Origin of the sequence: Streptomyces rhizoryzae, assembly GCF_023155275.1 — a bacterium.
In the GTDB taxonomy this organism is placed as follows: domain Bacteria; phylum Actinomycetota; class Actinomycetes; order Streptomycetales; family Streptomycetaceae; genus Streptomyces; species Streptomyces rhizoryzae.
Genome location: NZ_JALMUV010000051.1, coordinates 35226 through 55430 on the forward strand (window position 1 = coordinate 35226; position 20205 = coordinate 55430).

Here is a 20205-nt window from a genome sequence, read left to right on the forward strand (position 1 = left end):
GGGTGTTTCGGGTGCGCCTGCGGCGCGTTGCGTTTCCGCTGCGCGGGGCTTTCGGGTGCGGTGACGGGCCTGCGGGGGCGGCATGCCGGACTGCTTCGCTCCACGTCCGGCACACCACCCCCTCCGGCCCGTCCCCTCCCGTGGGTGGGTGGTTGTCCGGGTGGGTGCGTGCGTGCGTGGTCGACTGCGGGGGTGTTCGGGGCTACGGTCTCGGCACCTGACACGTGGGAGGCCGTATGCGTGGGTGGGAGCTCAGCCGGCGGGGGTTCCTGGCGGTGTCGGCGGTGGGGGCGCTCGGGGCCGGCGGGGTGGCGGAGGACCCGTTCCGGGTGCTGCGGGAGCGGTGGTGCGGACTGCTGCTGGGCAGCGGGTTCGACCCGGCGGCGGAGCCGTACGCGCGGATGCTGCGGGAGACCGGCGGCCTCGCGGCGCGGTACCGGGCGGAGCTGCGGCCGGCGGACGGCTCGCTGTGGCCCGACTGCCCCTACGACCCGCCCTCGGGGATCACCCGCAGCTACGGGCGGCTGAACACCATGGCGCTGGCGTGGGCCCAGCCGGGGACCGGGCTGACCGGGGACCCGGAGCTGGCCGCCGCCGTCGCCGGCGGCCTCGACCACCTGGACCGCACCGTCTACCACCCGGCCACCACCCCCTACGGCAACTGGTGGGAATGGCAGATCGGCAGCCCCCGGCTGCTGCTGGACACCCTGGCGGTGCTGGACCCCGGGGGCGACCTGCCGGCGCGGTGCCTGGCCGCGGTCGACCACTTCGTTCCCGACGCGGTCCTCGGCACCTACGGCGGCACCAGTACCGGCGCCAACCGGGTCGACCTGTGCCGGGTCGTCGCGCTGCGCGGGGCCCTGGGCCGCGCGCCGGGGAAGCTCGCGCTCGCCCGCGACGCGCTCTCCCCGGTCTTCCCGTACGTCACGCGGGGCGACGGCCTGTACGCCGACGGCTCGTTCGTGCAGCACACCTGGGTCCCGTACACCGGCACGTACGGTGCGGTGCTCCTGGACGGCCTCGCCCGGCTCTTCGCGCTGCTGCGCGGCTCCGCCTGGGAGGTCACCGACCCCGGGCGGCAGGTCGTCCTGGACAGCGTCGAGCACGCCTACGCCCCGCTGCTGCACGACGGCCTGATGATGGACAGCGTCAACGGGCGCGCCATCAGCCGCGGTTACCTGCGCGGCGACGAACGGCGCGTGCTGCGCAGCGACCACTACCACGGGCACGCGGTGATCGCCGCGATCGCACTGCTCGCCGAGGCCGCGAGCCCCGCCGAGCGGGACCGCTGGCACGCCATGATCAAGGGCTGGATCGCCCGCGACCGCACCGTGCCGGTCCTCACCGATCCCCAGTACACCGTCGCCGACCTCGCCCGGCTGGCCGCCATCGACCGCGGCCCGGCGCCGGCCGCCCCCGAACCGGTGGGCCACCGGCTGTTCCCCGCCATGGACCGGGCCGTGCACCGCCGCCCCGGCTTCACCGCCGGCCTGGCGATGTGCTCGGACCGCATCACGTACTACGAGAACGGCAACGGCGAGAACCGGCGCGGCTGGCACACCGGTGCCGGGATGCTCTACTGGTGGCCCGCCGGCGCCGCCGGCGACCAGTACACCGACGCGTTCTGGCCCACCGTCGACCCCTACCGGCTGCCCGGCACCACCGTCTCCACCAAGCGGCTGGCCGACAACGCCGGCGGCGGCTGGGGCGAACCCAAGCCCGCCGTCCGCTGGGTCGGCGGCACCACCGACGGGGAGTTCGCCGCGCTCGGCCAGGACCTGCGCGGCCTGGACTCCACGCTCACCGCCCACAAGGCGTGGTTCGCGCTGGCCGACTGCGTGGTCTGCCTGGGCGCCGGCATCACCTCCCGCGACGGCGTCCCGGCCGAGACCGTCGTCGACAACCGCAACCTGGGGGAGCGGGGGAGCGGTGCGTTCACGCTCGACGGGGTGCGCCGGGTGCCGCGGCCCGGATGGTCGGCCCTGTTCCGCGACGCCCGCTGGGCCCACCTGGCCGGCCACGGCGGGTACGTCTTCCCCGGCGGCGCACCGCTCCACGTGCGCTGCGAGGACCGCACCGGCCGCTGGTCCGACATCAACACCACCTCGGCCACCGACCCGTACACCCGGCGCTACCTCACCCTCTGGCACGACCACGGCACCGACCCCGACGGCGCCGGCTACGCCTACCTCCTGATGCCCGGCGCCACCGCCGCGGCCACCGCCGCCCGCGCCGCCGACCGGCACTGGCTGCGGATCCTGGCCAACGACGCCGGGCGGCAGGCCATCGAGGTCCGCGCGCTCGGCGTCACCGCCGCCGCGTTCCGGCGCGCCGGCCCCGCCGGGCCGCTGGCCGCCGACGGCCCGGCCGCGGTCCTGGTCCGCGAGACCCGCGCCCCCGGCCGGCCCGGCCGCACCGCGACGCTGTGCGCCGCCGCCCCCGGGCGCACCGGCGACCCCCTGGAGATCACCTGGTCGCGCCCCGTCCGCGCGGTGCTCGGCCACGGTTCCGCCGTTCGGGTGATGGAGGCCGGCCGCACCCTGCGGCTGCGCCTGGACCCCGGTACCGCCTGCGCCACGCACACCTGCACGGTGCTGCCGGCCTGAGCGTCACCCGGCTGCCGTTTGTCGGCACCGTACAGCCGCTGGACACCGCGTCCACCCCGGTCCGGGCCCGCAGTCACGCCTCGTGCAGCGTGGTTCTGTACCGCCTGCCCACGAAATCGCGTCCGACGTTGTACGAAACCGACATCGGTGCGCGGGGCCTCGTCCACGTACCGTCGATGCATGACCACTGTCGAAGATGTGCCCGCCGGCGCCGGCGACGCCCGCGGGCGCGTCGCCGAACTGCACGCGATCCGTGAGCAGGTCCGGCGAGGCCCCAGCGAGCGAGCCACCGAGGCGCAGCGCGCCAAGGGCAAGCTGACGGCCCGCGAGCGGATCGAGCTGCTGCTGGACGAGGGTTCCTTCAACGAGGTCGAGCCGCTGCGCCGGCACCGCGCCACCGGCTTCGGCCTGGAGGCCAAGAAGCCGTACACGGACGGTGTGATCACCGGCTGGGGCACGGTCCATGGCCGGACCGTCTTCGTCTACGCGCACGACTTCCGGATCTTCGGCGGCGCGCTCGGCGAGGCCCACGCCACCAAGATCCACAAGATCATGGACATGGCCATCCAGGCCGGTGCCCCGCTGGTGTCGCTCAACGACGGCGCCGGCGCCCGCATCCAGGAAGGCGTCTCCGCGCTCGCCGGCTACGGCGGCATCTTCCAGCGCAACACCAAGGCGTCCGGCGTCATCCCGCAGATAAGCGTCATGCTCGGCCCGTGCGCCGGCGGTGCCGCCTACTCGCCGGCGCTGACCGACTTCGTCTTCATGGTCCGCGACACCTCCCAGATGTTCATCACCGGCCCGGACGTGGTCCGCGCGGTCACCGGTGAGGAGATCACCCAGAACGGCCTGGGCGGCGCCGACGTGCACGCCGAGACCTCCGGTGTCGCGCACTTCGCGTACGACGACGAGGTCACCTGCCTCGAAGAGGTCCGCTACCTGCTCTCGCTGCTGCCGGCCAACAACCGCGAGAACCCGCCCGCGGTGCCCTGCGAGGACCCCGCCGACCGCAGCTGCGACTCCCTCCTGGACCTGGTCCCGGCGGACGGCAACCGGCCGTACGACATGCGCAAGGTCATCGAGGAGATCGTCGACGACGGCGAGTACCTGGAGGTCCACGAGCGCTGGGCCACCAACATCATCTGCGCGCTGACCCGCTTCGACGGCCGGGTGGTCGGCATCATCGCCAACCAGCCGCAGTCGCTGGCCGGCGTCCTGGACATCGAGGCGTCCGAGAAGGCCGCCCGCTTCGTCCAGATGTGCGACGCCTTCAACATCCCGCTGGTCACCCTGCTCGACGTCCCCGGCTTCCTGCCCGGCGTCGACCAGGAGCACGGCGGCATCATCCGGCACGGCGCCAAGCTGCTCTACGCCTACTGCAACGCGACCGTCCCGCGGATCTCCATCGTGCTGCGCAAGGCGTACGGCGGCGCCTACATCGTCATGGACTCGCAGTCCATCGGCGCCGACCTGACCTACGCCTGGCCCACCAACGAGATCGCCGTGATGGGCGCCGAGGGCGCGGCCAACGTCATCTTCCGCAAGCAGATCGCCGAGGCGGACGACTCCGAGGCCATGCGCACCCGCATGGTCAAGGAGTACAAGTCCGAGCTGATGCACCCGTACTACGCGGCCGAGCGCGGCCTGGTCGATGACGTCATCGACCCCGCCGAGACCCGCCTGGTGCTCGTCCGGGCGCTGGAGATGCTGCGCACCAAGCACGCGGACCTGCCGGCCCGCAAGCACGGCAACCCGCCCCAGTAGCACCGGCCCGCCGCCAGACCTTCCCGTCCTTCGACCACGGAGAATCGAGACCGCCGTGAATCCTGCCCATGCCACCGCCGCCCCCATCCGCGTCGAGAAGGGCCAGGCCAGCGAGGAGGAGCTGGCCGCGCTGACCGCCGTGCTGCTGGCCCGCGCCGCGCACCGCCCGGCCGCCCCGGCCGGTCCGCGCGCCACCGCCGCCCGCTGGCGCCGCCTGGAGCGCCAGACCGGCTTCCACGGCGCGACCAGCTGGCAGCGCTGACCCGGCAGGCATCAGGCGAAGGGCCCCGCATCCCGGTGCGGGGCCCTTCGCCGTGCCCGGGCGGGCCCGCCGCGGCCCGGTGTTCCGGTCCGGCAGGCCGCGTCCGGAACGAGGCGTAGGTTCGCCCCAACCCTGGGAAGCGGAGCTGGGCAAGCGGAGATCCCCGTGCTGGCATGCGCTCGTCACCCCCGCCCGGGGCGCCCCGCGCCGCGGGCCCAGGACGACCGGAAGGAAGAGCCATGCTCAGCACGCTCGGCGCCGCCGCCGCGGCGGCCCTGCTCCTCGCCGGCCCGGCATCCCCCACCACCCCCGCCCGCTACGGCGACGACCCGCCCACCGGGAAGATCACCATCACCGTCGCCACGGTGAACGGATCGGGCTGCCGCCCCGGCAGCGCCGCGGTCGCCATCGCCCCCGACAACACCGCCTTCACCGTGACCTACAGCGAGTACCTCGCCCAGGCCGGCGGCGGCAGCAGACCCACCGACGCCCGCAAGAACTGCCAGATCGCCCTCAACGTGCACGTCCCCCAGGGCTTCACCTACGCCGTCGCGCGGGCCGACTACCGCGGCTACGCCTCCCTGGCCAAGGGCGCCACCGGCCTGGAGCAGGCCAACTACTACTTCCAGGGCCAGCCCGAGACGGCCCGCCGCAGCCACACCTTCGGCGGCCCCTCCGACGCCAACTGGCAGACCTCCGACGAGACCGACGTCGACGCGCTGGTCTACGCCCCCTGCGGCGAGGAGCGCTACTTCAACATCAACACCGAGCTGCGGGTGGACGCCAAGGGCGCCGACCCCGCCGCCACCAGCTACATGGCGATGGACTCCACCGACGGCAGCATCAACACCGTGTACCACTTCGCCTGGAAGCAGTGCCCGGCCCGCCGCTGACCGCGCACACGGCGAAGGCCCCCGCGACCGGCAGGTGTGCGGGGGCCTTCGCAACGGGCGGCGCGGAGCCGTCCGGTCAGCGCAGGCGGGCCATCAGGGCGTGCTCCACGAGCGTGATGAGCGCGCTCTTGGCCTCGCTGCGGTGCCGCGCGTCGGTGGTGATGATCGGCGCGTCCGGGCCGATCTGGAGCGCCTCACGGACCTCGTCGGGCGTGTAGGGCTGGTGTCCGTCGAAGCCGTTGAGGGCGATCACGAACGGCAGGCCGCTGTTCTCGAAGTAGTCCACGGCCGGGAAGCAGTCCGCCAGGCGGCGGGTGTCCACCAGGACCACCGCGCCGATGGCGCCGCGCACCAGGTCGTCCCACATGAACCAGAAGCGGTCCTGGCCCGGCGTACCGAAGAGGTACAGGATCAGGTCCTGGTCCAGCGTGATGCGGCCGAAGTCCATCGCCACGGTCGTGGTCGTCTTGTCCGGTGCGTGCGTGAGGTCGTCGATGCCCGCCGAGGCGGAGGTCATCACGGCTTCGGTGCGCAGCGGGTTGATCTCTGAGACGGCCCCGACGAACGTGGTCTTGCCCACGCCGAAGCCGCCCGCCACCACGATCTTCGCCGAGGTGGTGGAGCGGGCTGCACCGCTAGAGCTTGCGAAGTCCACTGAGCACCCTTTCGAGCAGTGTCACATCTGGCTGTCCGCCGGCGGTCTCGTCCCCGCCGGGCTGATGGATGGCGACGAGTCCGGCCTCCGCCAGGTCGGCGACGAGGATCCGGGCGACGCCGAGGGGGATGGAGAGGAGGGCCGAGATCTCGGCCACTGATTTGATCTCGCGGCAGAGGTGGCAGATGCGCTGGTGCTCCGGCAGCTGGCCCTGCAGCTTCGCGGGATCGGCGGTCGTGCTCACCAGCGCCTCGATGGCGAGCTGGTAGCGCGGCCGGGTCCGGCCCCCGGTCATGGCGTACGGGCGCACGAGGGGGTTGTTCGCCCCGCCCGTGGGGGCGGGCTCGGGCGCCGGCCGCGGCGGCTGCACCGGCTGGATGCGGGGCGGCTGCGGCTGTTCGTACGGCGCGGGTTCGTACGGCCTCGGGTCGTACGGGCCCCGCTGTGCAGCGGGCTGCTGCGGCTGCGGCGGCAGGTGCCGCTGCGGCCGGCGGCTCGGCGCGGAGGGGAAGTTGAAGCGGTTGTGATGGGTCTCGCCCTGGGACCCGGACTGCTGTCCGGGACCGTACGGGTAGCCGCTCGGGGGCGTTGCCACGTCTCCTCCTCCAACTTGCCTTCTTCGACGCCGGTCGCGCCACCGCACCCTATGGCGCGGTGGCGGGAAACGCACTGCCTGTCTGCTAGTTGAGAAGGCTGCCCTGCAGTTCCGCGCGCAGGTCGGGCGTCAGGACGGTGCCCGCGCGGTCGACCAGCAGGGCCATCTCGTAGCCGACGAGGCCGATGTCGCACTCGGGGTGCGCCAGCACGGCCAGCGACGATCCGTCGGAGACGGACATGATGAAGAGGAAGCCGCGCTCCATCTCCACCACGGTCTGGTTGACGTTCCCGCCCTCGAAGATGCGGGACGCGCCGGAGGTCAGCGACGTCAGACCGGAGGCCACCGCCGCCAGCTGATCCGCTCTGTCCCGGGGGAAGCCCTCGGACATCGCGAGGAGGAGACCGTCCGCGGAGACCACGACCGTGTGGGACACCCCGGGGGTGTTCTCCACGAAGTTGGTGATCAACCAGTTCAGATTCTGCGCCGCCTGGCTCATCGGGCTCACACTAACGCTCCTGATCGTAGGTGCTGCCGGGGCCGAAGCCCTGTTGGTCATTCTGGGGGACCCCCGGGGAGGGATCCGTGCCGGTGCCGGCGCTGCGCCCCTGCTGGACACCGCGGCGCAGATTGCTCAGCCTGCCGCGGACATCCTCGGGGGCGCGGGAGACCTGGGGGCCGCCCTGCGCGGACTGCTCCGCGGTGCCCTCGACCAGATTGGCCTTGGGCACCCGCCGGGGCAGGCCGGAAGCGGTGACCCCGCCCGCCGACGGCTGGCGCAGTCGTCCCGCCCGCTGCCAGCGCTCGTCGTTCTCGCTGCGCCAGGCGGAACCGTCGTCCTGGCCGGGCTCCGGTGCGGTCTGCTGCTGATCCTGCGGCGAGCCGGTTCCGCGGCGCGGAAGACCGGCTTCGGTCAGCGAGTGGATCACGCTCGCGGTAGGGCCGGGACGCTCGAATGGTACGCGCTCCGGCGCATCCGCGGGAGCGGCGGGTGCATTCCGGTCAGATTCCGCTTCGGTTCCGAAGTAGCCGTCGTAGACGGGCTGTTCGGCCCAGGCGTCCGCGGGCAGCGGGTCCCGCAGCGGGTCGTGCGGGGCGAAGGGGTGCTGGCCGGTGCTCTGCGCCGGGTCCGGTTCGCCGAACGCCTCCCCGCCGAAGGAGCGGTCGTCGTACAGCGGCCGGCCGGGCTCCGCATAGGGCCCGGAGGGCTCCTGGTGGCCCTGGTGGGCCTCGTAGCCGTCGGGGCCCTGCCCGCCTTCGTAGCCCTGCGGGGCGTCGTAGCCCTGCGGGGACTCGTAGCCCTTGGGGCCGTCGGCCGGCAGTTCGTCGCGGAACAGCGGACGGGGGTCGGCCGGCGCGGGGTGCCCCGCGGCCGCCTGGGCCTCCAGCGCCGCCCGGCGCTCCTCGCGGTGCAGCGAACGGCCCACCGGGTCCATTCCGGCCGGGGCGCCGGGGCGCCCGTGGAAGCCGTCGTCGAAGCCCAGCTCCGCGGCCGTGCGGGTGCCGCCCTCGTACGCCTCCTGCGGCTGCTCGGGCACGATCCGGGAGACGGTGAAGGTCTCGTCGACCTGCTCGTCGCCGCCACCGCCGTGGGTGATCGCCTCCGGCAGCATGACCAGCGAGGTGGTGCCGGCCTGCTCGCCCGAGGGGCGCAGCTGCACCCGGATCCCGTGCCGGTCGGCCAGCCGGCCGACCACGAACAGGCCCATCCGCTGGGAGATCGCGACGTCCACGCTCGGCGGGTTGGCCAGCCGGTGGTTGATGTCCGCGAAGTCCTCGGGGGTCAGCCCGATGCCCTTGTCGTGGATCTCGATCATGACCCGGCCGTCCGGCAGCCGGGTCGCGGCCACCTTCACCTTGGTCTGCGGGGAGGAGAACGTGGTGGCGTTCTCCAGCAGCTCGGACAGCAGGTGGATGAGGTCGGTCACCGCGGTGCCGTGGATCTCGCTCTCCGGCACCCCGCTGAGCTCGATCCGCTCGTACGACTCGACCTCGGACGTCGCCGCCCGCAGGACGTCGATCAGCGGCACCGGCTGGTTCCAGCGGCGGCCGGGCTCCTCGCCCGCGAGGATCAGGAGGTTCTCGCCGTTACGGCGCATGCGCGTGGCGAGGTGGTCGAGCCGGAAGAGGTTCTCCAGCTGGTCCGGGTCGGCCTCGTTGTTCTCCAGGTTGGTGATCAGCTCCAGCTGACGCTCGATCAGCCCCTGGTTGCGGCTGGAGAGGTTGGTGAAGATCGCGTTGACGTTGCCGCGCAGCAGCGCCTGCTCGGCGGCGAGCCGGACCGCCTCGCGGTGCACCTGGTCGAAGGCGCGGGCCACCTCGCCGATCTCGTCCGTGGTGGAGATCGGGATGGGCTGCACGCGGGTGTCGACCCGGCCCGGGTCGGTGCGGGAGAGCTGGTCGACCAGCAGCGGCAGCCGCTGCTCGGCCACGCCGAAGGCCGCGTTGCGCAGCTCGCGCATGTTGTGGCTCATCCGGCGGGCCATCAGCCCGGCCACCAGGAACGCGGCGATCAGCGCGGCCAGCACGATGCCGGAGACCACGAACGTCGAGCGCCGGGCGTCCGCGGAGATCTGCGCGGCCTCGTCGACCGCCTTGTCCGCCAGGTCCTTCTCGATGGACCGGTACATGTCGAACTTGCCGGTGGCCGCCTGGAAGTACGCCTCCGGCGTGACGCCCCGCTGGGCCAGCGCCGACGGGTCGGCGCCACTGGCGATCAGGGTCGACATCTGGTCGATCGACGGCGGCGCGTGGAACGTCCGACCGGCCGCCTGGGCCTGCGCCTTCGCCCGCGCGATCTGCTGCTGCGCGGACTGCTGGAGCGCGGCGGCGTCCGACTTCAGCCGTGCCACGTCGTCCGGGGTACCGCCGGAGGTGTACTCGCCGATCGCGATGCCCTCCAGGTAGCGGTACGAGGCGAACGCGGTCAGCTGGGTCTTGTGCTCCTTGCCGTTCTCCGGGGTGGCCGGGGCGACCAGCAGGTGGGTGCCGATCGAGCGCTCCAGCGACTCGGCGGCCTTCGCCAGTGCGACGGCGTAGACGGTGCGGCCGTAGGAGGTGATGTTGCCGGTGCCCAGGCCGAGTTCGTTGGCGAACTCCATCAGCGGGTGCTGGATCTCGACGTAGCCCTCTTCGGTCTGCACACCGGTGAGCTTGGGGGTGAAGGCCGCCTGCCGCAGCTGCGCCAGCTTCGGCTCGGTCTTCTCGAAGAGCCCCATGCGGCGCTTGAGGCCCGGCTTGTCGGGCATGTTCCCGGCGGCCTCGTGGAACGCCTTCGCGGCCGCGTCGGTGGCGTCCCGGGCCTCCTGGACGATCGGATCGTCCTTCTCGCCCTTCAGCAGCGGCGCGGCGGTGCGGTCCCGTTCGTCGATGAGGGCGTTGCTGTAGGAAAGCGCGGCGCGAACGAGCTTCGCGGTGTTCTCCGCGTCCTGCGCCTCCTGCCAGGTGCCGAAGGAGTTGTCCACCCGCAGGCCGCCGAAGACCAGGGCGACGAGCACGGGGATCAGCAGGATGGCGTTCAGCCGGGTGGCGACCCGCCAGTTGCGCGGGGAGAACCGGCCGCCGCTGACCGGCGGCTTCGGGGCCGGGTCCGCGGGCGCGTCGGGAGCCGGTGCGCTGCCGCTTCGGGGTGGCGGCGTGAAGTTGCCCCGCCGCGGTTCCTGCGGCTCGGGGCTCGACGTGCTTCGCCTCACTCGACCAACAACCTCTCGGCGCCGGCACGGTCTTGCAGTGCCGTTTCTTCTGGGCGTTACTACTCCGGAGTTCAGCGAATTTCAGCACGTCAGGGCAGTGCGTTCCAAACACTGGGCAGAGCTCGAAAGGCCCTTGAACGGCGCAAGATAAAAGGGGCGTTAAGGGCGAGGCGCGGCAAAAGGCGGGAGAACTGTGAGCACAGCGAAGCCGGACATGCGCGTGCCGTGGCGAAGTCGGGCCGATTCACTGTCGAAACGTTATGAAGCCCCGGGCGGGCGTGTCGAAGGACACAGCATGCCGCCCCGGTGAGCGGAACCGGACGCGGGCAGCCCGCATTCCCCCGTGACCTCCCCCGCCACCACCCCCCTTGCACACCCCCCGCCGCAACCCGGCCGACGCCTGCCGGACGGCAACTCCCCCGTCGGCCCGCGCCGGTGGGCGGCGGGCCGGACCCCGCTACCGGAGCCGGGCCATCAGCGCGTGCTCCACGAGCGTGATCAGCGCGCTCTTGGCCTCCGCGCGGTGCCGCGCGTCGGTGGTGAGGATCGGGGTCCCCGGGCCGATCTGGAGCGCCTCGCGCACCTCGTCCGGCGTGTAGGGCTGGTGTCCGTCGAAGCCGTTGAGGGCGATCACGAACGGCAGGCCGCTGTTCTCGAAGTAGTCCACGGCCGGGAAGCAGTCCGCCAGGCGGCGGGTGTCCACGAGCACCACCGCGCCGATGGCGCCGCGCACCAGGTCGTCCCACATGAACCAGAAGCGGTCCTGGCCCGGCGTACCGAAGAGGTACAGGATCAGGTCCTCGTCCAGCGTGATGCGGCCGAAGTCCATCGCCACGGTCGTGGTCGTCTTGTCCTGGACGTGGCTGAGGTCGTCGATCCCGGCCGACGCGGAGGTCATCACGGCCTCCGTGCGCAGCGGGTTGATCTCCGAGACCGCGCCGACGAACGTGGTCTTGCCCACGCCGAAGCCGCCCGCCACCACGATCTTCGCCGAGGTGGTGGAGCGGCCCGGGGCCTGGCCGCGGCCGGCGTCAGAGCTTGCGAAGTCCACTGAGCACCCTCTCCAGCAGGGTCACGTCCGGCGTGCCGCCCGCCTCGCCGCCCGGCTGGTGGATCGCCACCATCCCGGCCTCCGCCAGGTCCGCCACCAGGATGCGCGCGACCCCGAGCGGGATGTGCAGCAGCGCGGAGACCTCGGCCACCGACTTCACCTCGCGGCACAGGTGGCAGATGCGCTGGTGCTCGGGCAGCAGCCCGGGCAGCTGGGACGGGTCGGCGGTGGTGCTGACCAGCGCCTCGATGGCGAGCTGGTAGCGCGGCCGGGTCCGGCCCCCGGTCATGGCGTACGGCCGCACCAGCGGCTGGTCACCTTCGCTCCCGTACGGCGCGGGACTGTAGGCGCCGTACGGGCCGGAAGTATGGGGCGGCGGGGTCATGGGTCCTCCGGACGGGACAGCTGTCTGTCGTCAGGTTGGGCCGGTGGGGGGTGCGGCACGGATGGATGGGATTTACCGGGTGCGGGCGGCGCTGCGGACGCCGCGCGCGCTCAGTTCAGCAGACTGCCCTGGAGCTCTGCGCGCAGATCGGGCGTCAGGACGGTGCCCGCGCGGTCGACCAGCAGGGCCATCTCGTAGCCGACGAGGCCGATGTCGCACTCGGGGTGCGCCAGCACGGCCAGCGACGATCCGTCGGAGATCGACATGATGAAGAGGAAACCGCGCTCCATCTCCACCACGGTCTGGTTGACGTGCCCGCCCTCGAAGATGCGGGACGCGCCGGAGGTCAGCGACGTCAGACCGGAGGCCACCGCCGCCAACTGGTCGGCGCGGTCGCGCGGGAAGCCCTCGGACATCGCGAGGAGGAGACCGTCCGCGGAGACCACGACCGTGTGGGACACCCCGGGGGTGTTCTCCACGAAGTTGGTGATCAACCAGTTCAGATTCTGCGCCGCCTGGCTCATCGGACTCAACTAACGCTCCTGCTGGTGAGTGGGATCGACAATGCCGTGGGTGCCGGTGGACGACGTCCCGGCCTGCCGGCCCTGCTGAATGCCCCGGCGGAGATTGGTCAGCCGGCCCCGCACGTCGCTCGGCGCGCGGGAGACCTGCGGACCGCCCTGGGGGGTCTGCTGCTGCGCGGTGCCGGCGACCAGGTTGGCGCGCGGCACCCGGCGGGGCAGCCCGGAGGTGGTGACACCGCCCGAGGCGGGCTGGCGGACCTGCTCGGCCTGCCGCCACACCTCGTCGTTGGGCGAGGTCCGCCACTGCGCGGTGGGGTCGGCCGGGGCGGCCTCGCCCCCGCGGCCCGCGGGCGCGCCGCCGTCCTCGCCGGCGCCGCGGTGCGGCCTCGGCGGGACACCGGCGGCCGCCGAGGCCGGGGTGTTGAACCAGTTGGACTCGATGGTGTCGAAGATCGGCGTACGGGCGTCCCCGGGACCGCTGTCGGCGGTGTCCAGCGGGTCGGCGAGCGGGTCGCCGCCCAGCGGACCGGTGCCCGCGGCGGGCCGCTGCGCCTCCGGCCGCCGGACCTGTCCGGTGGTCTGCGCCGGCCCGTCGCCGGGGTGCGGGAACTGCCCGGTGGTCTCCGGCCGCCCGGCCGGGAACTCCCCGGTGGTTCCGAACTGCCCGGTGGTACCGGCGTGCCGGCCCGAGCCGGACTGCCCGGAGCCGAACGGGTCGGTCCCGGACCGGCCCGCCTCGGGCCGCTCGGCCCCGAACCGCCCGGCGTCCGCCGGTCCGGTCTCGAACTGTCCGGTCTCGAACTGCCCGGTGGTCTCGAACCGGCCGGCCGTCTCGAACTGCCCGGTGGTCTCCGCCGGCTGCTCGGGCCGCGGGAAGCGCCCGGTGGTCTCCGCCGGCTGCTCCAGCTGCGGGAAGCGCCCGGTGTCGGCCGGCCCGCCGGCGGCGCCGTCCCGTCCGCCGTCCGGCCGCGGTCCGCCGAAGTCGGGCCGGGGGAACGCGGCGGTGTCGCCGGGCCCGGCGGCCGGGGACAGCTGCTCGAAGCCGCCCGCGCCGGCCGGCTCCTCGTGGCCGCGCGGCCGGTCCTGCGCCGCCCGCGGGGCCAGCGGCCAGTCGTCGTCGCGGCCGCGGTCCCGGCGGACGCCCAGCGGCGCACCGTCCGGCCGCGGGAACGGCCCGGTCTCCGCGGGCGCCGGCCCGGCGGAGCCGCCCGGCAGCTCGCCGGCGGGCGACGGCGCGGACGGCCGCGACGGCAGCTGCGGCCGCTCGCCGCGCCCGGGCGCGCCGGTCGGCGGGGCCACGGTCGGGGTGCGGTTGTCGTCGGGGCCGCGGCCGGTGTCCGTGCCACGGCCGGTGCCGTTGTCGGCGCCGCGGACCGGCAGCGCGGGCCGCCCGCCGCCGGCGGCGGGCCGGGGCGCGTCGCCGCCGCGGGCCGGGGGAGCGGCCGGTGCGGTACGGCCGCCGGGGGCCGGCGCGCCGAACGCGCCCGGGGCGCCGCCGGGGCCGCCCTGGCCGCCGCGGCCGGGCAGCGCGGGCCGCCCGCCGGGGCCGGCGCCGACCTGGCCGCGCGGCTGGAGTCCGGCCAGCCGGCTGGTGGGCGCGCCGCCGCCCTCGGGCTTGCCGGGGCCGCCCTTGCCCGCGCCGGGCGCCGGCTTCTTGCCGCCCTGGGCGACGTCGACCGGCAGCATGACCAGCGCGGTGGTGCCGCCGGAGTCCGACGGCCGCAGCTGGATGCGGATGCCGTGCCGCAGCGAGAGCCGGCCGACCACGAACAGACCCATCCGCCGGGACACCGAGACGTCCACGGTCGGCGGGCTGGCCAGCCGCTCGTTGATCGCCGAGAGGTCCTCGGGGGAGAGGCCGATACCGGTGTCGTGGATCTCCACCAGCACCCGGCCGTCGGGCAGCGCGTGACCGGTCACCTTGACCTTGGTCTGCGGCGACGAGAACGAGGTGGCGTTCTCCAGCAGCTCGGCGAGCAGGTGCACCAGGTCGTTGACGACCCGGCCGGCGACCTCGGTCTGCGGGACCGCGTTCAGCTCGATCCGCTCGTACTGCTCCACCTCGGAGGCGGCGGCGCGCAGCACGTCGACCAGCGGGACCGGGCGGGTCCACCGGCGGCCCGGCTCCTCGCCCGCCAGGACCAGGAGGTTCTCGCCGTTCCGGCGCATACGGGTGGCGAGGTGGTCGAGCTTGAACAGCGAGGACAGCTGGTCCGGGTCGGCCTCGCGGGACTCCAGTTCGGAGATCAGCGAGAGCTGGCGCTGGATCAGACCCTGGGAGCGGCGCGAGAGGTTGGTGAACATCGCGTTGACGTTGCCCCGCAGCAGCGCCTGCTCGGACGCCAGCCGGACCGCCTCGCGGTGGACCTCGTCGAACGCCGCGGCCACCCGGCCGATCTCGTCCCGGCTGTGCACACCGACCGACTCGACCGAGGTGTCCACGTCCTGCGGGTCGGCCTCGGAGAGCTGCTTGACCAGCTCGGGCAGCCGGTCCTGGGCGACCTTCTGCGCGGTGTCCTGGAGGCGGCGCAGCGAGCGGACCATGGAGCGGGCCACCACGAACGCGCCGACCAGCGAGACCCCGAGGACCAGCAGGATCACCGCACCGTTGAGGATCGCGTCCTGGGTCGCGGCGTTGCGCAGCTCGCGGGACTTCTGGTCCATCTCGGACAGCAGCGCGGTCTCGATCCGCGACATCTCGTCGATCTTGACGGTGTCGGAGTCGTACCAGTCGAGGTACTTGTACTCCTGGCTGCGGATGCCGTTCGGCGTCGCGAAGGTCCGGTCGGCGAACGCGGAGGCGGCCTTGATCTCGTCGTTGTTGCCGTCCAGGCCCTTGGTGAGGGAGGCGGCGTTGCCGCTGTAGATCTGCGAGAAGCGGGCCCGGGCGGCCTTCTCGTTCTCCTCGGCGTTGTGCCCGGCCTGCCGGTCGTTGGCGGAGAGCTGCGGGCCGCCCGAGTGCGCCAGGCCGGCGCTGACCAGGGCGCGCTGCATCGAGGCGTACTCCTTGGCCGAGGAGAACGCCGCCAGGGCACGGGTGGAGCGGATCATCTCCGGGTTGCTGGTGGCCTGCGCCATGTCCTGCGAGAGGTTCAGCAGGGAGGTGATCAGCTGGTTGTAGGCGTTGACGGTCCGCGCGACGTTGTCGTCGTCCTTGTAGGCGTTGGCGCGGATCTCGTTGAGGGTGTTGAGCTGGCGGCCGATCTCCAGGACGGTCGCCCGGACGCCGGCCATGGTGGCGTCGTCCGTCTTGATGTCGCCGGTGGCCTGGTCGAACGAGACCTTCGCGCGGTTGGTCGCCTCGCGCGGGGCGACGACGTTGGCGTCGTCCTTGGTGTTGCCCGAGCCGGCCAGCGGACCGGCCGACTTGTCCCGCTCGACCTGAAGCGCGTCCGCCAGCTCGGTGGCGTAGCGGGTCATCTGCGTCAGCAGCTGCATCTTGTCGAGCTGGTCCATGTTGTCCAGCTCGGTGTTGACACGCAGGGCGCCCAGGGTCGTCGCGGCGACCACGGGGAGCGCGAGCAGGGAGACCAGGCGGGTGCTGATGCGCCAGTTGCGCAGGGCTACGCGGCTGCCGGGCCCGCCGGGGCCGTTCTTGGGCCTGCCGCCGTCCGCGGCGTCTTCGCCCGGAGTCCGGTCGCGGTCTGTCGCGCCGCGCAGCTCCGGGTCCGCCGCAGCGTTGCCATCCCTCTTGAAACGTCCCTGCACTAGCGTCGCAACCTCTGGACCAGGCGTCCCCCCGCGCGGGCGGCGGGACGGTGTCGAGTCGGAGGGGACCGCGAAGCCCCCATGGCGGTCGTGAGTGACCGGCGGGCTGCCCCCTCTGGCCGAGAGAGCGGCACCACCGCGCGGCGCTCCTTCGCGCCCTGCGCGCCGGCGGAAACGTGCGGCGGTCCGTGGAATTCCAGCACAGTGCCGGATCTCCAACAAGAGCGGAGCCGGGGGCGGCGGCCCGGGTGACGGACCGTGCGGGGCGCATTACGTCGAGTAGAAGACGCTGCCCCCGATACCGGACTTTTCTCCGCGAGTCGTTCACCCCCTCCGCCTGTCCCAGGTGCGGTGATCAGGAGCGGAACATGCGCTTCAATCCAGCAATGTCCGTTTCGACCATGGATGTTGATCATGGGAAATGCGGCATATGTCACACCCCTCGTGAGGAAACTCACAGGAAGATCGCCGACTTTCCCGCTGATCCGCAGGGAATAGCGCGCTTAGCCTGACGCTTTACAGAGTCGCGCGAAACGACAACGCGCGGCACTGCAACGTTCGGCAACGCTCCCCGACCAGACGCGAGGCATATCCCCGTGAAGACGACGATGATGTTCCGCAACATAGCCAACCCGCGGCGCACCACCCTGGCCCACCTCGAGGACGCCGACGAACTCGGCGCGCCGGAGCCCCAGGAGCACACCGTCGAGCTGCCCCGCCAGACCGCCAACCCCCGCCGCACCGTCCTGAACGACCTCCCGAAGCAGGACATCCCGGCCTGAATGGACGGCGGTCCGCCCGTGCCCCCGCGATAGCCTGGAGTGTCAACTCCGGCCAGTGATCAATGAGGGGCAGCGGCAACCCGTGCGCATCGCCAGATTCTCCATCGACGGCACCGTCGGCTTCGGCGTCCTCGAAGGCGACGAACTCGACGTCATCAAGGGGCACCCCTTCGCGGAATTCGAGCGCTCGGGCCGCAAGGTCCCCCTCGACAAGGTCCGGCTGCTGCCGCCGGTCCTCCCCAACAAGGTCGTGGGCGTGGGCCGCAACTACGCCGAGCACGCCGCCGAGCTGGGCAACGAGGTCCCGGACACGCCGGTCATCTTCTTCAAGCCGTCGACCGCGGTGACCGGCCCCGGGGACCCCATCGCCTACCCCTCCTTCTCCCAGGAGGTGCACCACGAAGCGGAGCTGGCCGTCGTCATCGGCCGGATGTGCCGCGAGGTGCCCCGCGAGCGGGTCAAGGACGTCATCCTCGGCTACACCTGCGCCAACGACATCACCGCGCGTGACGTCCAGCGCCGCGAGAAGCAATGGGCCCGGGCCAAGGGCTTCGACGGCTCCTGCCCCCTGGGCCCCTGGATCGAGACGGACCTCGACCCGTCGGCGGTCGCCGCCGGCCTCACCGTCCAGTGCACCGTCAACGGCGTCCAGCGCCAGCTCGGCCGCACCAGCGACATGGTCCGCCCGATCGAGGACCTGATCGTCCACATCACCGAGGCGATGACGCTGCTCCCCGGCGACGTCGTCCTCACGGGCACCCCGGCCGGGGTCGGCCCGCTCCACGACGGCGACACGGTCTCCGTCACCATCGAAGGCATCGGCACTCTCACCAATAAGGTGATCAAGCGTGGCTAACGCGACCCCCGTCCGCGTCCGTTTCTGTCCCTCCCCGACCGGCAACCCCCACGTCGGCCTGGTCCGCACCGCCCTGTTCAACTGGGCGTACGCGCGCCACACCGGCGGCCGGCTGGTCTTCCGCATCGAGGACACCGACGCGGCCCGCGACTCCGAGGAGTCCTACCAGCAGCTGCTGGACTCGTTCCACTGGCTCGGCTTCGACTGGGACGAGGGCCCGGAGGTCGGCGGCCCGCACGCCCCCTACCGCCAGTCCCAGCGGATGGACCTCTACCGCGACGTCGCCGACAAGCTGCTCGCCGCCGGCCACGCCTACCACTGCTACTGCACCACCGAGGAGCTCGACGCCCGCCGCGAGGCCGCCCGCCAGGCCGGCCGCCCCTCCGGCTACGACGGCACCTGCCGCGAGCTGACCGCCGAGCGCAAGGCCGCCTACGAGGCCGAGGGCCGCGCCTCGATCATCCGCTTCCGGATGCCCGACGAGCCGATCACCTTCACCGACCTGGTCCGCGGCGAACTGACCTTCACCCCGGAGAACGTCCCGGACTACGGCATCGTCCGGGCCAACGGCGCCCCGCTCTACACCCTGGTCAACCCGGTCGACGACGCCCTGATGGGGATCACCCACGTCCTGCGCGGCGAGGACCTGCTCTCCTCCACCCCCCGCCAGATCGCCCTCTACCGGGCCCTGATCGAGCTGGGCACCGCCCAGGCCGTCCCGCACTTCGGCCACCTGCCCTACGTCATGGGCGAGGGCAACAAGAAGCTCTCCAAGCGCGACCCGCAGGCCAGCCTCAACCTCTACCGCGACCGCGGCTTCCTCCCCGAGGGCCTGCTGAACTACCTCTCCCTGCTGGGCTGGTCGTTCTCCGCCGACCAGGACGTCTTCACCATCCCCGAGATGATCGAGAAGTTCGACATCGCGGACGTCAACGCCAACCCGGCCCGCTTCGACCTCAAGAAGGCCGAGGCGATCAACGCCGAGCACATCCGCCGGCTGGACGTGAAGGACTTCACCGCGGCCTGCGAGCCCTGGCTGAAGGCCCCGTTCGCCACCTGGGAGGAGGGCGACTTCGACCGCGCGGCCTGGGAGGCCATCGCCCCGCACGCCCAGACCCGCGTCACCGTCCTCTCCGAGATCACCGCCAACGTCGACTTCCTCTTCCGCAAGGAGCCGGTCGACGACGAGGCGTCCTGGGCCAAGGCGATGAAGGGCGACCCGGTGGCCCTGCTCACCACCGCCCGCGCCAACCTCGACGCCGCCGACTGGACCGCCGGCCCCGAGCCCCTCAAGCAGGCCGTCCTCGCCGCCGGCGAGCAGCACGGCCTCAAGCTGGGCAAGGCCCAGGCCCCGGTCCGGGTGGCCGTCACCGGCCGCACCGTCGGCCTGCCGCTCTTCGAGTCCCTGGAGATCCTGGGCAAGGAGCGCACCCTGCACCGCATCGACGCGGCCCTGGCCCGGCTGACCGCCTGACCCGGCCGCACCGCACCGCGGGACCCCCCGGGCCCGGAAGCCCCGCGCTTCCGGGCCCGGCCCTTTTCCCCGTAGATTCGCCGTATGCCCCTGCGTGCCGTCCTCTGGGATCTCGACGACACCCTCTTCGACTACACCGGCTCCGACCGCGCCGGCGTGCTGCGGCACCTGCGGACCGAGGGCCTGCTGGCCGCGTACGGCGGCGAGGAGGTGGCGCTGGCCCGGTGGCGGACGGCCATGGAGACCCAGTTCGCCCGCTTCCTCGCCGGGGAGCTGGGCTTCCTGGAGCACCGCAGGGCCCGCGCCCGCACCTTCCTCGGCGTCCCGCTGGGCGACGCCGAGGCGGATGCCTGGTTCGGCCGCTACGTAGCCCACTACGAGGCCGCCTGGGAGCTCTTCCCGGACGCCGTACCGGCCCTGGAGGCCCTGGCCCCGCTGGTGCGACAGGCGGTGCTCTCCAACTCCTCCACCGCCAACCAGGAGCGCAAGCTCACCGCCCTGGGCATCCGGGAGCACTTCGAGGCGGTGCTGTGCGCCGACGGCCTGGGGCACGCCAAACCCGCCCCGGAGGCGTTCCGGGCGGCCTGCGCGGCCCTCGCGCTGGCGCCGGCCGAGGTGGTCTACGTGGGCGACCGGCTCGACGTGGACGCCCTGGGCGCCCGGGACGCCGGTCTGGCGGCCGTCTGGCTGGACCGCGCCGGTACCGGCGGGGAACGGCTCCCGCCGGGCGTGCGCCGGATCCGGGAGCTGACCGAGCTCCCGGACCTGGTGCGCGGGGTTATCGGTTTTGGAGCACCCTCCACGATCAGGTAATGTTCTTCCTGCGCCGCCCGAGAGGGGCCGAAAGGCCCGGACCGGAAAGCGCGGATCAAGGAAAATCCCCTCAGTGGGGGTTGCACTTTGATGGCCTATGGTGTAATTGGCAGCACGACTGATTCTGGTTCAGTTAGTCTTGGTT

Annotated in this window: 16 protein-coding genes; 8 read left to right on the forward strand and 8 right to left on the reverse strand. The window is 72.9% G+C overall.

The window, feature by feature from the left end; translation table 11 throughout:
- Positions 1–236 precede the first annotated feature (236 nt).
- The 4 genes from MUU72_RS30140 (at position 237) to MUU72_RS30155 (ending at position 5525) form a co-directional block, all read left to right on the forward strand.
- A complete protein-coding gene (locus MUU72_RS30140) occupies positions 237–2606 on the forward strand; it encodes a polysaccharide lyase 8 family protein (RefSeq protein WP_248016594.1) in 2370 nt (789 codons plus the stop codon).
- Positions 2607–2786: 180 nt separating this feature from the next.
- Complete coding sequence (locus MUU72_RS30145) at positions 2787–4370, forward strand: acyl-CoA carboxylase subunit beta (RefSeq protein WP_248016595.1); 1584 nt, start codon at positions 2787–2789, stop codon at positions 4368–4370.
- Positions 4371–4425: 55 nt separating this feature from the next.
- Complete coding sequence (locus MUU72_RS30150; RefSeq protein WP_248016596.1) at positions 4426–4632, forward strand: acyl-CoA carboxylase epsilon subunit; 207 nt, start codon at positions 4426–4428, stop codon at positions 4630–4632.
- Between the two features lie 239 nt (positions 4633–4871).
- A complete protein-coding gene (locus MUU72_RS30155) occupies positions 4872–5525 on the forward strand; it encodes a DUF4360 domain-containing protein (protein WP_248016597.1) in 654 nt (217 codons plus the stop codon).
- A 76-nt stretch (positions 5526–5601) separates the two neighbouring features.
- Here MUU72_RS30155 and MUU72_RS30160 read toward each other — a convergent pair whose 3' ends face one another.
- The 8 genes from MUU72_RS30160 to MUU72_RS30195 all read right to left on the reverse strand — a co-directional run bounded on the left by MUU72_RS30160 (position 5602) and on the right by MUU72_RS30195 (position 16135).
- Complete coding sequence (locus tag MUU72_RS30160) at positions 5602–6180, reverse strand: GTP-binding protein (RefSeq protein ID WP_073447656.1); 579 nt, start codon at positions 6178–6180, stop codon at positions 5602–5604.
- Positions 6161–6775, reverse strand: coding sequence for a DUF742 domain-containing protein (locus MUU72_RS30165; protein ID WP_248016598.1), 615 nt, complete (start codon positions 6773–6775; stop codon positions 6161–6163). The genes MUU72_RS30160 and MUU72_RS30165 overlap by 20 nt, the downstream gene beginning before the upstream one ends.
- 85 nt (positions 6776–6860) lie before the next feature.
- Positions 6861–7274, reverse strand: coding sequence for a roadblock/LC7 domain-containing protein (locus MUU72_RS30170; protein WP_221909678.1), 414 nt, complete (start codon positions 7272–7274; stop codon positions 6861–6863).
- A 10-nt stretch (positions 7275–7284) separates the two neighbouring features.
- Complete coding sequence (locus tag MUU72_RS30175) at positions 7285–10467, reverse strand: nitrate- and nitrite sensing domain-containing protein (RefSeq protein WP_248016599.1); 3183 nt, start codon at positions 10465–10467, stop codon at positions 7285–7287.
- A 457-nt stretch (positions 10468–10924) separates the two neighbouring features.
- Positions 10925–11518, reverse strand: a complete 594-nt coding sequence (locus tag MUU72_RS30180) for a GTP-binding protein (protein ID WP_248016600.1) — start codon at positions 11516–11518, stop codon at positions 10925–10927.
- A complete protein-coding gene (locus MUU72_RS30185) occupies positions 11499–11903 on the reverse strand; it encodes a DUF742 domain-containing protein (RefSeq protein WP_066978870.1) in 405 nt (134 codons plus the stop codon). The genes MUU72_RS30180 and MUU72_RS30185 overlap by 20 nt, the downstream gene beginning before the upstream one ends.
- Before the next feature lie 110 nt (positions 11904–12013).
- Positions 12014–12427 carry a roadblock/LC7 domain-containing protein gene (locus MUU72_RS30190; RefSeq protein ID WP_248016608.1) on the reverse strand — a complete coding sequence of 138 codons (414 nt, stop codon included), beginning with the start codon at positions 12425–12427 and terminating at the stop codon, positions 12014–12016.
- 9 nt (positions 12428–12436) lie between these two features.
- Positions 12437–16135 (reverse strand): sensor histidine kinase, encoded by a 3699-nt coding sequence (locus MUU72_RS30195; protein WP_248016601.1) that lies wholly within the window; start codon positions 16133–16135, stop codon positions 12437–12439.
- Positions 16136–16731: 596 nt separating this feature from the next.
- On the opposite strand from MUU72_RS30195, the gene MUU72_RS30200 reads away from it, so the two are divergent.
- The 4 genes from MUU72_RS30200 (at position 16732) to MUU72_RS30215 (ending at position 20060) form a co-directional block, all read left to right on the forward strand.
- Positions 16732–16917 (forward strand): hypothetical protein, encoded by a 186-nt coding sequence (locus tag MUU72_RS30200; RefSeq protein ID WP_248016602.1) that lies wholly within the window; start codon positions 16732–16734, stop codon positions 16915–16917.
- An 82-nt stretch (positions 16918–16999) separates the two neighbouring features.
- Complete coding sequence (locus tag MUU72_RS30205; protein WP_248016603.1) at positions 17000–17773, forward strand: fumarylacetoacetate hydrolase family protein; 774 nt, start codon at positions 17000–17002, stop codon at positions 17771–17773.
- Positions 17766–19247 carry a glutamate--tRNA ligase gene (gene gltX, locus MUU72_RS30210; protein ID WP_248016604.1) on the forward strand — a complete coding sequence of 494 codons (1482 nt, stop codon included), beginning with the start codon at positions 17766–17768 and terminating at the stop codon, positions 19245–19247. The genes MUU72_RS30205 and gltX overlap by 8 nt, the downstream gene beginning before the upstream one ends.
- Positions 19248–19331: 84 nt before the next feature.
- Positions 19332–20060: an HAD family hydrolase gene (locus MUU72_RS30215; RefSeq protein WP_248016605.1), complete on the forward strand. Its 729-nt coding sequence runs from the start codon at positions 19332–19334 to the stop codon at positions 20058–20060.
- Positions 20061–20205 lie beyond the last annotated feature (145 nt).

Bases quoted from the DNA above. Each gene is read 5' to 3' on its own strand.
- MUU72_RS30140 (WP_248016594.1), top strand. From the start codon at position 237: ATGCGTGGGTGGGAGCTCAGCCGGCGGGGGTTCCTGGCGGTGTCGGCG.
- MUU72_RS30145 (WP_248016595.1), top strand. From the start codon at position 2,787: ATGACCACTGTCGAAGATGTGCCCGCCGGCGCCGGCGACGCCCGCGGG.
- MUU72_RS30155 (WP_248016597.1), top strand. From the start codon at position 4,872: ATGCTCAGCACGCTCGGCGCCGCCGCCGCGGCGGCCCTGCTCCTCGCC.
- MUU72_RS30170 (WP_221909678.1), bottom strand. From the start codon at position 7,274: ATGAGCCAGGCGGCGCAGAATCTGAACTGGTTGATCACCAACTTCGTG.
- MUU72_RS30185 (WP_066978870.1), bottom strand. From the start codon at position 11,903: ATGACCCCGCCGCCCCATACTTCCGGCCCGTACGGCGCCTACAGTCCC.
- MUU72_RS30190 (WP_248016608.1), bottom strand. From the start codon at position 12,427: ATGAGCCAGGCGGCGCAGAATCTGAACTGGTTGATCACCAACTTCGTG.
- MUU72_RS30215 (WP_248016605.1), top strand. From the start codon at position 19,332: ATGCCCCTGCGTGCCGTCCTCTGGGATCTCGACGACACCCTCTTCGAC.